The sequence below is a fragment of the Butyricicoccus sp. genome, from assembly GCF_977037065.1.
In genome coordinates, this window is sequence record NZ_CDRQNY010000001.1 from 94,125 (window position 1) to 107,182 (window position 13,058).

At 56.6% G+C, this 13,058-nt stretch carries 12 protein-coding genes and 1 pseudogene; 6 read left to right on the plus strand and 7 right to left on the minus strand.

Annotation, left to right across the window (positions count from 1 at the left end; genetic code table 11):
- Positions 1-8: 8 nt before the first annotated feature.
- The 5 genes and pseudogenes from ureA to ACWVX6_RS00525 all read left to right on the plus strand — a co-directional run bounded on the left by ureA (position 9) and on the right by ACWVX6_RS00525 (position 4,238).
- Entirely contained in the window at positions 9-704 is a 696-nt protein-coding gene (ureA, locus tag ACWVX6_RS00505; RefSeq protein WP_455152051.1) for an urease subunit gamma, read from the plus strand.
- Positions 701-2,285: pseudogene (locus ACWVX6_RS00510) on the plus strand (urease subunit alpha). Before ureA ends, ACWVX6_RS00510 begins: the two are co-directional and overlap by 4 nt.
- A 15-nt stretch (positions 2,286-2,300) precedes the next feature.
- On the plus strand, positions 2,301-2,795 hold the full coding sequence (locus ACWVX6_RS00515; RefSeq protein WP_455152052.1) for an urease accessory protein UreE: 495 nt from the start codon (positions 2,301-2,303) through the stop codon (positions 2,793-2,795).
- Between the two features lie 80 nt (positions 2,796-2,875).
- Positions 2,876-3,484 carry an urease accessory protein UreG gene (gene ureG, locus ACWVX6_RS00520; protein ID WP_455152053.1) on the plus strand — a complete coding sequence of 203 codons (609 nt, stop codon included), beginning with the start codon at positions 2,876-2,878 and terminating at the stop codon, positions 3,482-3,484.
- Between the two features lie 139 nt (positions 3,485-3,623).
- A complete protein-coding gene (locus ACWVX6_RS00525; RefSeq protein ID WP_455152054.1) occupies positions 3,624-4,238 on the plus strand; it encodes an urease accessory protein UreD in 615 nt (204 codons plus the stop codon).
- A 106-nt stretch (positions 4,239-4,344) separates the two neighbouring features.
- On the opposite strand, the gene ACWVX6_RS00530 is transcribed toward ACWVX6_RS00525, so the two are convergent.
- From ACWVX6_RS00530 to ACWVX6_RS00545, 4 genes are all read right to left on the minus strand, one after another.
- A complete protein-coding gene (locus ACWVX6_RS00530; RefSeq protein WP_270579909.1) occupies positions 4,345-5,976 on the minus strand; it encodes a solute:sodium symporter family transporter in 1,632 nt (543 codons plus the stop codon).
- Between the two features lie 115 nt (positions 5,977-6,091).
- Positions 6,092-7,105 (minus strand): sugar ABC transporter substrate-binding protein, encoded by a 1,014-nt coding sequence (locus ACWVX6_RS00535; RefSeq protein ID WP_118564438.1) that lies wholly within the window; start codon positions 7,103-7,105, stop codon positions 6,092-6,094.
- A gap of 96 nt (positions 7,106-7,201) precedes the next feature.
- Positions 7,202-8,380, minus strand: a complete 1,179-nt coding sequence (locus ACWVX6_RS00540) for a Gfo/Idh/MocA family protein (protein WP_455152055.1) — start codon at positions 8,378-8,380, stop codon at positions 7,202-7,204.
- 108 nt (positions 8,381-8,488) lie between these two features.
- Positions 8,489-9,421, minus strand: coding sequence for a sugar phosphate isomerase/epimerase family protein (locus ACWVX6_RS00545; RefSeq protein ID WP_455152056.1), 933 nt, complete (start codon positions 9,419-9,421; stop codon positions 8,489-8,491).
- 223 nt (positions 9,422-9,644) lie between these two features.
- Here ACWVX6_RS00545 and ACWVX6_RS00550 point away from each other — a divergent pair, with 223 nt between their 5' ends.
- The gene (locus ACWVX6_RS00550; protein WP_455152057.1) at positions 9,645-10,499 is read left to right on the plus strand and encodes a helix-turn-helix domain-containing protein; all 855 of its coding nucleotides are present in this window, start codon (positions 9,645-9,647) and stop codon (positions 10,497-10,499) included.
- Between the two features lie 203 nt (positions 10,500-10,702).
- Here ACWVX6_RS00550 and ACWVX6_RS00555 read toward each other — a convergent pair whose 3' ends face one another.
- Genes ACWVX6_RS00555 through ACWVX6_RS00565 form a run of 3 tightly spaced genes read right to left on the minus strand, consistent with a single transcriptional unit; the run spans position 10,703 to position 13,054 of the window.
- On the minus strand, positions 10,703-11,395 hold the full coding sequence (locus ACWVX6_RS00555) for a class II aldolase/adducin family protein (protein ID WP_110436230.1): 693 nt from the start codon (positions 11,393-11,395) through the stop codon (positions 10,703-10,705).
- Positions 11,396-11,407: 12 nt separating this feature from the next.
- On the minus strand, positions 11,408-12,067 hold the full coding sequence (locus ACWVX6_RS00560) for an HAD family hydrolase (RefSeq protein WP_455152058.1): 660 nt from the start codon (positions 12,065-12,067) through the stop codon (positions 11,408-11,410).
- On the minus strand, positions 12,068-13,054 hold the full coding sequence (locus ACWVX6_RS00565) for a transketolase family protein (protein ID WP_118479004.1): 987 nt from the start codon (positions 13,052-13,054) through the stop codon (positions 12,068-12,070). It lies immediately after the preceding gene.
- Positions 13,055-13,058: the final 4 nt, after the last annotated feature.

Here is a 13,058-nt window from a genome sequence, read left to right on the forward strand (position 1 = left end):
CGAAAATCATGCGATTAACTCCGCGCGAGACCGATAAATTATTGCTGCATCTGGCCGGAAATCTGGCAAAGGAACGCCGTTCCCGCGGTGTAAAGCTGAATTACCCGGAGACCATTGCGTACATCTCGAGTGAGATTGCCGAGATGGCACGCGGCGGCAAAACGGTGGCAGAACTTATGCAGGAAGGCCGAAAGCTGCTCTCCGCCGACGACGTGATGGACGGCGTGGCTGAAATGATTCACGAAATCCAGGTCGAAGCCACCTTCCCGGACGGCACCAAGCTGGTGACTGTGCACGATCCGATTCCGGCAAAACAGGCGCTCATTCCGGGTGAGGTGCTGACCGAGGGCGGCACCATCTGCCTGAACGAAGGCCGTCCAACGGTTGAAATCAGCGTTACAAGTACGGCAGAACGTCCGATACAGGTTGGCTCACACATTCACTTTTTCGAGGTCAACAAGCGTCTGCGGTTCGACCACAAAGTTGCCTGGGGTATGCGGCTGGACATTCCGTCCGGCACGGCCGTGCGCTTTGAGCCGGGCGAGACCAAGACTGTGCGGCTGGTTAAAATCGGCGGCACGCGTGAGGGCTATGGCCTGAACGGACTGGTGAACGGCTCGTTTGACGACTTTACCGTGCGCGACACCGCATTCGCGCAGGCCAAATGGCAGGGCTTTCTGGGATTGGAGGACGAGGACAAATGATCGAGCTTTCCCGCAGAGATTGCACACAGATGTACGGCCCGACGATGGGGGACCGTGTGCGTCTGGGCGATACCTCACTGCTCATCGAGGTGGAAAAGGACCTGACTGTGTATGGCGACGAGGCCAAGTTCGGCGGCGGCGAAAGCCTGCGCGACGGCATGGGACAGTCATGCACGCACACGGACGAGGAATGTCTGGATACGGTCATCACGAATGCGCTCATCGTGGACTGTACGGGCATTTACAAGGCGGATGTCGGCATTAAGGACGGCAAAATCTCCGGCATCGGCAAGTCCGGCAATCCGCATATTATGGATGGGATCACACCGGGCATGATCGTAGGCGCATCTACCGAGGCCATTGCAGGCGAGGGGCTGATTCTGACCGCAGGCGGCATTGACAGCCATATCATTTCATTTCCCCGACGCAGGTGCGCACGGCACTGTATTCCGGTATCACGACCATGATCGGCGGCGGCACCGGTCCGGCAGACGGCACGAACGCCACCACCTGTACGCTGGATGCGTTTCATATTACACGCATGCTGCAGAGCGCGGAAGATTTACCGATTAACGTGGTGTTTCTCGGCAAGGGCAACTGCTCGACAGCAAGTCCGCTCGCCAAGCAGATCGAGGCCGGTGCCGCCGGACTCAAGCTGCACGAGGACTGGGGCAGCACGCCTGCCGCTATTGACTGCTGTCTGTCGGTTGCGGAGCGGTACGATGTGCAGGTATCCATTCACACAGACACGCTCAACGAGACCGGCTGTGTTGAGGACACGATAAACGCCTTTCACGGACGCACGATTCACACCTATCACACGGAAGGCGCAGGCGGCGGACATGCGCCGGACATTATCCGTGCGTCGGCGTACGATTACGTTCTGCCGTCCTCGACCAACCCGACTATGCCGTATACGCGCAACACCATCGATGAGCATTTGGATATGCTGATGGTCTGCCACCACCTCGACAAGTCCAATCCCGAGGATATTGCCTTTGCGGATAGCCGTATTCGGCCGGAAACCATCGCGGCACGCTGGACACGGACTGTGCCCGCAACGACAACAACCGCGTCAAGCGGTATATCTCCAAGTACACGATCAATCCGGCGGTGACGCACGGCATTTCGGAATATGTCGGTTCGGTCGAGGTCGGCAAGCTGGCTGATCTGGTGCTGTGGCAGCCTGCGCTGTTCGGCGCGAAGCCGGAAATGGTGCTCAAATGCGGTACGATTACGGCTTCCCGCATGGGAGATGCAAATGCGTCCATTCCGACGCCCGAGCCGGTGGTCTACACCGATATGTTCGGCGGACACGGCAAGGCACTGTCGCAAAGCTGTGTGACGTTCGTCTCCAAGTGGGCGTATGACCACGACATTGCCGAACATCTGGGACTGGAGCGAGTGGTACTTCCGGTTTCGCACTGCCGCGACATCAGCAAGCGTGATATGCGCCATAACGACACGCTGGCAGACATTCGGGTCGATCCGGAGACCTATACGGTGACGGTGGACGGCAAAAAGATTACATGTAAGCCGTTCTCTGAACTGGCACTCGCACAGCGGTATTTTCTGTTCTGAGGAGGAAAAAGCGACATGATCGCAGAGCATATTTTAGGCAATGTACGGGACGGCGTGACCGAAACCGTCGTCAATATTCCGTTTGAGTGGTTCGAGACCGAAAAGAAGCGCATCGCCAAGACTGCCGAGGACGGCACGGAATTCGGTGTGTGCGTCGGTGAGCCGCTGCACGATGGCGATATTCTTGCACGGGAGAACGGCAAGGTGTATGCGGTGCGGATTGCACCGTCGCGGCTGATCGAAACGCGCGTTTTCACCATGCAGGAGATGGGGAGGCTGTGCTTTGAACTGGGAAACCGGCATTTGTCGCTCAAAATCGAGCCGGACCGCGTGACCGTGCTGTATGATGAGCCGACGCTGCTGTATCTGCAGCACCTCGGCTTTGACGCGTATGAGACGCACGCGGCCAAGTGTGTGCCGCTGCGTCAGCTGGAAGCACAGCGCGTTTTCCGCAGCTGCTGGACGCTGTGCGAACCGCGCTTTCCGTCATCGAGGATGAGATCGGCATAGGCGGTCCGGCGTTTGACATTTTCGCCATGCAGCACGAAACACTCTGTTCGAGACTGTACATGAGTTGAGGAGAATCAGTTATGAGCTTTGTAAAAATCGGCATCGGAGGTCCGGTCGGATCGGGCAAAACCGCACTCATCGAGCGTTTGACCCGCCGTATGAGCAAGGAATACAGCATTTGCGTCATCACGAACGACATTTACACCCGTGAGGACGCGGAATTTCTAATTAAGAACTCCTGTCTGCCGCCCGAGCGCATTATTGGTGTGGAGACCGGCGGCTGCCCGCACACCGCCATCCGTGAGGACTGCTCGATGAATCTGGAAGCAGTGGATGAGATGGCGGGGCGGTTCCCGGATGTGCAGATCATCTTCATCGAGTCCGGCGGCGACAACCTGTCTGCAACGTTCAGTCCGGACTTGGCGGATGCGTCTATTTACGTCATTGATGTGGCGCAGGGCGAGAAAATTCTACGCAAGGGCGGTCCGGGCGTGACGCGCAGCGACCTGCTCGTCATCAATAAGACCGACCTTGCACCGCTTGTCGGGGCGAGTCTGGAAGTGATGGCGTCCGACAGCGCACGCATGCGGGAGGGACGCAAATTCCTGTTTACCAATTTGGTAAGCGGAGAAGGACTGAATAAAGTCATTGCGTGGATCAAATCCGACGTGCTGTTCGAGGGCAAGTGATGGAAAGCCGCATTTTTGTACAGACAGCGCGGCAAAACGGCCGCACACAGGTCGAGGATATGTATTTCACCGCGCCGTACAAGATCATGCGGCCGCTGTACAATGGCGGGCATACCGACCTGATTTTGATGCGGCCTCGGTGGGTCTGCTCGCGGGCGACAGCATCAACGCGCAGTACACGTTCGGGGATGGCTCGGATGTGTCCGCTCGAACACAAGGCTTCGAGAAGGTATTCAACACCGGAGACAGACAGGCACGCAGACACATTTCCATCGAGGTTGGAGAGAATGGGCGCGTGTGCTTTCTGCCGCAGCCGGTCATTCCGTTTGCGGGCAGTGATTATCGCGGCAGCATGACGGTCAATCTGCAGAAAAACAGCCGTTTTTTGTGCGCGGATGTGTTCACCTGCGGACGCACCGGCTGCGGTGAGCGGTTTGCCATGCGGCGGTTCGAGAACCGGCTGCGCGTCACGTTGGATAATCGACCGGTGTTTGCAGAGCATACACTCGTGCAGCCTGAGAGACGCGGCTATACCGGACTGGGGCAGTGGCAGGGATTTATCCATCAGGGCGTGCTTTATACCTATGCGCCCGGAAAAGAGGACGAAATCTTTGGCTTTGCGCGGCAGAAGGATATCCTGCCGGACGGTATCGTCGGTGCAAGCCGCGCGGTGCAGGGCATATGTGTCCGTGCGCTGGCTATGAGCGGCGATACGCTGTTCCGGTTCTTTGAGCGGTTTGAACAGCTGGTGTGAGCAATAACCAAAGGCTCCTGTGTCACAAGACACAGGAGCCTTTTGCACCACTGCGGAGGGACACAGCGGCGCTGTCTAACGGCAGCAGTGCACGGGGAGTCGGACGTTATGCACCAATGCCGAGAGGCGAAAAGATAAGGTACATGATCGCAACAACTGCCGCACCGGCAATCGCCCAGACCTTGCCGCTCTTCCAGGGGGTCATATCCATGACCTTGGCATCCGGCATCTCCCACGCCAGCTGACGCGGACTTACCTTGATGCAGATTGCATAGATGATGCACTCGAGGACGAACAGCGCGAATACAACGTACAGATAGTGGAACCGGCTGAAGAACGGGATGACCTTGGTCAGACCGTACAGCACGATGTGGACCGGAATAACAATCTTTGGGGCGATGGCAGGCGCCTTTTTGCTCAGCAGACCGAACAGAACAGCGGTCAGCAGCGGCATGGAGAAGAAGCCCCAGCACTCATTGATGAAGTTCATAATGCCGGTGCCGAAGAACATAACGAACGGTGCAATGGCGATGGAAACCACGCCGACAACCGTACCGAAGATCTGGCCGACCTTAACGACCTTGTTGTTGGAGGCCTGCTTGCCCCAGATGGGCTGCCAAACGTTCAGCGTGAAGATAGTGGATGCGGAGTTCAGCACCGAGTTGAACGAGGACAGGATCGCGCCGAACATAACGGCTGCAAAGAAGCCCATCAGCGGCTTGGGCAGCACTTTCATAACGAGAAGCGGGTACGCCTGGTCAGCCGCCATGCCGACCGAGGTGTCCATCTGGCCGTTTGCAGCCAGCAGCTGGAACGCGATGATGCCCGGCAGAACGATGACAAATACGTCAAGGCACTTGAAGAAGCCGGCCCAGATCGCGCCCTTCTGGCTCTCAGCGAGGTTTTTGCCGCCGAGCGAACGCTGGATGATGGACTGGTTGGTCGCCCAGTAGAACAGGTTGTTGACGAACATACCGGTCAGCAGCAGCGGCCACGGTACTTCCGGCGGAAGTGCATTCGGCGCGGACCATGCGTTCATCTTTTCCGGCGTTGCGGAGATGAGGTGATCCAGACCGGCCATGAAGCCGCCGCCGTCCAGCTTGCCGAGGGCAAGAATGCCGAGGATCGGGATAGCGAAGCCGCCGATGATCAAACCGACGCCATTGATGGTATCCGAGTAGGCAACGGCTTTCAGGCCGCCGAATACCGCATAACACATACCGATGATGCCGGTGCCGATGCAGATGAGGGTGATGGCGCTGAAATAGCTGATGCCGAACATACTCTCGAGGTCGAAAATCTTAACCAGTGCGACCGCACCCGAATACAGGATGGTCGGCAGCATAGTAACGACATACGCGATCAGGAACAGCAGCGAGAACAGGCGCATGGTGAAGGTATCGTAGCGCATCTCGAAGAACTCCGGGATGGTTGCGATGCCGCCGCGCAGCAGCTTGGGCAGGAACACGAACGCCAGCACGATCAGCGCGAACGCCGAGGTGGCCTCCCATGCCATCGTACTCATGTTGCCCGCAAACGCCTGTCCGTTCGTGCCGACAAGCTGTTCTGCGGAAAGGTTGGTCATCATCAGAGAACCGGCGATAACGATGCCGGGCAGTCCGCGTCCTGCGAGGAAGTAGCCTTCCTTGGTGGACAGGTCGTCATCGCGTGTTTTCCACCACGAGAGCACCGCGACAAGCACGGTGAACGCGATAAAGGTTGCGACAGTAAATGCCATTTTGTTGTTTTCCCCCTTGTTTTTTTTACTGTGTGGGCTGATTTTTGGGCGCGGAAAACCGCCTCCCCCTTTTGAAGAGGCGGTTTTCCGCGGTATTTCGTTGGTGCGAGTTTGATTAAGAGGTTCCCAGGCGCTTTTCTACCTCAGCGCGGCGTTCTGCGGCGTTGTCAGCCGTTACAACGGTAGCATCAGTTGCAATGAACTCATCCAGCTTTTTGCCGTTGAGCGCATCGACTGCGGCCTGCACGCCGAGATAACCAACATCGTAGCCGTCAACGGCGACGGTCATGGTCTCCTGACCGGCAAGAATAGCATCAATGCCCGCCAGATTGCCGCCGACGCCGACAAAGATGGTGTTCTTGTACGCCGGAAATGCGGCTGCTGCACGAGCGGCACCGGCTGCCATATCATCGTTGTTCGCTACGATGATGGATACGCCCTCCGGATGTGCCTGAATGATGGCCTCCATGCAGGTAACGGCCTTGTCCGCTACGCTGTCTGCGTACTGCGTTTCCGCAGAGAGATACTCGCCGCCAGCTTCTGCAATGCCCTGCTTAAAGCCTGCAATGCGTGCCTCCGAGGTGGAGTCGCCCTGCACACCCATGATGCCGATGGCGGTAATCTTATCCCAGCCCTTATCCTTTGCTGCCTCAACAGCGGCCTTGCCGCCCATTGCGGCCAGCTCCTCATTGTTGAAGCCGACAAAGCTGAGCACCTTGTCCGAGTCGATGGCGGTATCAATCGCCACGATTGGCAGGTCGGTATTTGCAATTTGTGTTGCAACGGTTTCCGCCTGAAGCGGCGCAACCACCATTGCATCACAGTCATTCGCGCTGAGCGTGGTTTCGATCATGGAAAGCTGCTCGTCATATGCGGTCTCCGAGCTTGCACCCAGAACATCAACAGTTACGCCCAAATCCTTGCCGGCCTGCTTGCAGCCGTTGCCGACATACTGCCAGTACTCGGATGCGAGCGTTTTCAGAATGACCTTGATATGGTAATCCTGCTGTGTGGTCTGGTCGGCCGTGTCACCGCCGTTATTTGTCTTTGCGGTGCTGCCGCCGCAGCCTGCGAGTGCGCTCATCAGCATTGCACTGGACATCAATACAGCAAGTAATCTCTTTTTCATAATCTTTTCCTCCAAAATCAGTTCTTTATCTTTTTTCTTTACTTTTGAGAGAGTTGCCGGAGAGAAGAGAGAGGTGCTGAGAAAACAGCGTTGGTTTTATTCGTAATCGACCCAAGCAGAGCCGTTATTTGCGGATTCTACGCACTTTTCAATCCACTTGATACCCTGTGCGCCGGCCTTGACATCCGGATACCAGAAGTCGCCGTAAGCGCCCTTGTCCGCGTCAGCCATAGCGACTGCGAAACGTGCATACAGGTTGCTCCACGCCTCGAACAGACCCTCGGCATGGCCGCCGCCGATACGATCCTCGACACGCGCCTCGTCGGTCAGGTAGCCTGCGCCGCGCTCGAGCACGCGGGACGGCTCGCCTTCTACCTCGTACAGCATCTGGTTCGGGCGCTCGTCATCCCACTCGAGGGATGCCTTGGAGCCGACCACGCGGATCTTGTGGTAGTGGCGTGCGCCGCTGTTGATCGAGCTTGCCCAGCAGTATACCTGCGCGCCAGCCTGCACATTTTCGCTGCCCTTGAGGTTCATGATAACGAAGGCGTTGTCCTCCAGCTCGCGGCCCTCAACGAAGGAACGCTTGGTGCACATCAGGTTGTCGATTTTCATATCCGGGATCATCGCCTCGATGATGAACAGCGGGTGCGTGCCGACATCACCGAGTGCGAACGACGGACCTGCCTTGGACGGGTCAAAGCGCCACTTTGCGGACGGCACCTTGTCCTCGATCTTGAAGTTGTAGCCGCCGAACGCGAAACTCATATTGATAACGCGGATTTCACCGAGATCGCCGTTTTTGATCATCTGGCGCGCCTGCTGGATCAGCTGATGGCCGGAATAGCCGTAGGTCACGCCGACAACGCGGTGCTTTTCTTCTGCCAGCTTGACCAGCTCGTCTGCCTGTTCAGAGGTGAAGCACAGCGGCTTCTCGCAGACAACGTGCAGACCGGCTTCGAGAGCAGCCTTGCAGACCTCGTAGTGCATGCCGTTCGGCGTTGCGATGGAAACGGCCTGCACGCCGTCCGGGCGCTTTGCCTCCTCAGCGAACATGGTCTTGTAGTCCGGGTAGCAGCGATCCGGATCAACATGCAGCTGCTTGCCGAAGTCCTTGCCGCGCTCGGGATCGATGTCGAACGCACCGGCAACCAGTTCAAAGTTGAAGTCGCGCAGTGCCGCCGAGCGATGGATGTAGCCGATCTGGCTGCCGCGGCCGCCGCCGACCATGCCCCAGCGAATGGGATTTTCTACTCGTTTTTCACCGTAATACATAAAGAATCCTCCTTAAAAACTACATGAATATTAAATATTGTGTTTGAACTATTGAGAGAGTGGAGCGGGAGCACGGGAGAGAAGGGCCGTGCTCTCGCTCCTGCGTGATTAGATTTCGTAGCCGACCGACTTCAGATAGTCTACACTGGCCTTGACATCGCGCAGGCTGGTGTCCGAGTTGCGCGGGTCGCGCTCCTGCTCGATGGTGATGTAACCGGAATAACCGATATCTGCAAGCGCCTGCTTGATGGCCGGATAGTCGAGCGAACCTGAGCCGATGGGGCACATGGCGCCCTTGCCGCAGCCGTCGAAGAAGCGGATGCGCTCACCGAGCACTTGACGGTAAACGGTTTCGTTTACGTCCTTGAAGTGGACGTAATCCAGCTTGTCAGCGTACTTTTTGAGGTATTCTACCGGGTCCATGTGCGAATAGTACAGGTGACCGGTATCCAGACACAGACCGGCAACCTCGTACGGAATATCGCGGACAACCTTTGCAATCTCGTCTGCAAACTCGATGTAGCCGCCTGCATGAGGATGGATGACCGGGCGCACACCCCATTTGTTCGCGCGTTCACATACGGCGCGGACGTTGCCCATGAATCGCGCCCATTCCTCATCGGAAAGACGCGGCGCGGTGTCCGGATGGCCTGCGGCGTAGTCGCGCTCATCGTGTCCCCAGTCCATAACGGTCATGTACGGCGTGGGGAACTTCTGGCCGTCGTGGGTCTTGAGCACCGGCAGCTTCGGGTCGGTGATCAGGCGGCAGATGTCGTCAACCGCGTGCAGCACGCTCTCCTGATTGTCCGCGTCGAGCAGATCATGGAAAATGGTGCCTGCCACGATGGCAAGACCGTTCTTGCGAAGCTCGTTGGCTACCAGTTCTGCGTCAATCGGCAGGTAGCCGTAGGGGCCAAGCTCGATGGCGCTGTAACCGGCTTTACCGGCTTCCTCCAGTACGCGCGTCCAGGGCGGTAAATACGGATTCTTGGGGTCATCCACACCCCAGCAGCAGGGTGCACCGCAGATTTGAATGCTCATAATTGAAAACTCCTTTCGCTGTTTCCGTGAAGTTTTTGTTCTTTTTGATGATTTTATTATACTATTCCGGCGAATATGGTGTTTCTTTGTTCTTGCGTTTTGTTTTGTGAAAACTCTCGAAATATTGCACAAAAAGCAGGGGTATCAATTTGGTTTATACGGATTCTTGTGGTCTGCACCAAAATACGATATACTATACCTATATTCACACAGGGGGGAGAGTATGGAAGAAGGAGTACGTTTTGTATCCGGTCAGATGCCGAGTCTGCTGTACGCCACCAAGCAGATCGTAGCGGCATCGACTATCACACGCGCCATCCATCGGCATGAGCGGTTCACGGAAATGCTGTATGTCTATCAGGGGGCGGGTCAGTACATCGCGGGCGGCTACAGCTATCCGATCCGCACGGGGGATATCTTACTATATAATCAAGGCGATCTGCATGAAGTCACCTCGTCCCTGCAACACGAGATCGGCACGTTCTGCTTTGGCATTTCCAGTCTGCAGCTGTGCGGACTGCCGGAAGGGCATTTCACCAAGGCAGAAAACGGATTTGTGCGTCCGGCGATGGACGAGATTGACCACATGCAGTCGCTCAGCGAACTGATTTACGAGCACGCGGAACGGAGAACGTCCTACTCGGATGAAATCGTCGCACAGCTGCTGCCTGCGCTGGTGCTGCTGTCGGCCAATCTGCCGCCGGATGCGCGCGCCGCCGATCAGCCGCATAATCTGGTGCTGGCGAACCGCATTCGGCAGTACATCGGCACGCATTTCACCGAGCAGCTGACACTCGAGGATATTGGGGAGGCGCTGTCCATGTCGCCGTATCATCTGGCGCATATTTTCAAGGAGATCACGGGTATGTCGCCCATCCATTATATGATTCGCTGCCGTGTCGGTGAGGCGCAGAACCTGCTCATTTCCACCGATTACAGCGCAACGCAGATTGCCGCCATCGTCGGCTACACCAACGTAAACCACTTCAACGCCATTTTTGCGAAGCTGGTCGGTCTGCCGCCGATTCGGTATCGCAGGAAGTATCTGGAGAATATGCAGGGCAGCAGACTGCAGTAAAAGAACCTTGTCAAAGAATGCAGCGGATTCTTTGACGAGGTTTTAGATATTCTACAGGAATTTTATAATGGTGCGGACGATGCTCGTTAAAAAATCAGGACGGAAGGCTCGAGAGACCTTCCGTCCTGATTTTATTAGAGGGGTGTTGTCTTAAGGTTTGGTTTGGAAATTTCTATCTGAGTGAATAGGTAGACTGTGTGAGTTTAGTCGATTCGCTTTACCAGATCCTCCGGAATCTTGGCAGTGCCCTGACCGTAATACTGGAATACGTCAACCATCTGCTGAATCTGCGCGTCGCTCATCTGCTTGATCTCTCCGTTGACGCAGGCTGCGCGGGCAGCCAGATAGCATTTTGCGGCTTCTTCGAGGTAGACCGCAGCGTACAGCGCCTGATTGAGGTCCTTGCCGACCGTCATAACGCCGTGCTGAGACAGGATAACGGCATGACCGTTGCCGACGTACTTAACCGTATCAATGCCCATATCGATCGAGCCTGCAGCCGAATACGGCGTGATCGGCACATTGCCGCCGGCGGCATTGGCCAGTGCGGTAATGCATACGCGGAACTCGGTCAGGCCCGGAATGAGCGAAACCGCAGTCGCATACGGCTGGTGGGTGTGGATAACGGCGTTGATGTCCGGACGCTCGCGGAAGATATGCAGGATAGCCGGTGTGTCGGACGAGGGCTTGCGGGTGCCTTCGATGACATTGCCGTCGATATCCATGACGATCATATCATCCTCGACCATCTTCTCGTACATCATGCCGGACGGCGTAACGAGAATTTCGCCGGTCGGCATGCGCACGCTCAGGTTGCCGCAGGTCAGCGATACCAGCTCATAGCGGTCGAGCAGGATACCGGCTTCGATGATTTCTTTTTTCATTTCCGAAAACATGGTGAATTCCTCCTAAAAAATCGTGAGCAGCTGTTCCGGTCTGCGGACGATGAATTCCGGATGGTAGGGCAGCAGCATTTCGAGCGGCTGATAGCCCCATGCGGCAGCAGCGGCTGCCGTTTGCGTGTTGCGTGCGGTCTGCATGTCCACATCGGTGTCACCGACATAGAGTATCTGCTCACGCGGTATGCCCAGCTGCTCAAGCACAGGGTCCATCGAGTGCGGATCGGGTTTGGAGATGGTCTCCGGCGTCTGTCCGACGCACAGCTCCATCGCATCTCCGAAAAATCGGTAGATGAGCGCACAGGCAACGGCGTTGGGTTTATTCGTCAGAACGGCGTTCTTGATGCCGCGGCGGTTTAGCTCCGCAAGCGTTTCACACACCCCTGCATACGGCTGGGTGAGATAGGTGAAATCGCTGAGGTACGCGGCGCAGTCGTAATCGCGTATCGCGGGCTGAAGTGCGGCAACCCGATCAGGCGGGCAGCCGCCGAGCTTCAGCAGCTTATGGTAAAACTCCGCGATAGAAAGGCGGCACAGGTCACGGCACTCGTCGAGTGTAATGCCGTGAAAGCCGAAATGACGAAGGGACTGGTTACAGTAATGGTGAATTGTCGGCAGGGTATAGAGCAGCGTGCCGTCCAAATCCCAGACGCAGGCGCGAAAGCCCATTTATACCTCCAGGAAGTCTACAAAGCGAACGGCTTCCAGATCGGACTCTGCAACGCCGAGCTTCTTGCCGGTCAGGTCCTCGACAGCGGATACGAGGTGCATGGCATCAATGCCGTACTTCTTCATCAGATACATTTTGGACGCACCGTGCGGATAGCCCGGCAGGCCGATCTTGACCAGACGCTTGCCCAGTCCGTTCTCTGCGATAACATCGGCAACAGCGGAGCCGAGACCGCCGATATCCAGATGGTTTTCGATGGTAACAACGCCGTACTTGCTCTTATTGATGGCCTCGACGATAGTCGGGTCGGTGAACGGCTTGAGGGTGGAAACGTGCATATGCTGTACGGAAACGCCCTTTTCCTTCAGAACTGCGGTAGCGCGCATTGCTTCCTCAGTGCAGATGGAGGAGGACAGCAGAACGATGTCATCGCCTTCACTCAGCACGCGGGCACGGTTGAACTGCATCGGCTCGTTTGCCGGGAACAGGCGCGGAACTTCCTTGCGAAGCATGCGGATGTAAACCGGACCGTTGTAGTTGTATGCCAGATCGAGCACGCCTTCGATTTCGGTTGCATCACCGATGTCGAAGATGGCCATGTTCGGCACCGTGCGCAGTACGCCGATGTCGTTGATGGACTGGTGGGTAACACCGCCCGGCGTGGTAATGCCCGGCACAAAGCCGACGAATACAACCGGCAGATTCGGATAAGCAACACTCATTTCCAGCTGATCGAGGATGCGGCGATACAGGAATACCGCAAAGGTGTGCAGGAACGGACGGTAGCCTTCACGGCACATGCCGGCTGCCCAGGAGCACATGTTCTGCTCAGCGATACCCATGGTCAGATAGCGGTCCGGGTAGGTCTGGCGGAACTTTTTTACTTCGCAGGAGGAGCCGAGGTCGGCCGACATAACCAGAACCTCCGGATGCTCGGCTGCGAAGCGAATCATATTTTTTTCATGTGTATTAACTTCGATCTTCATTTTG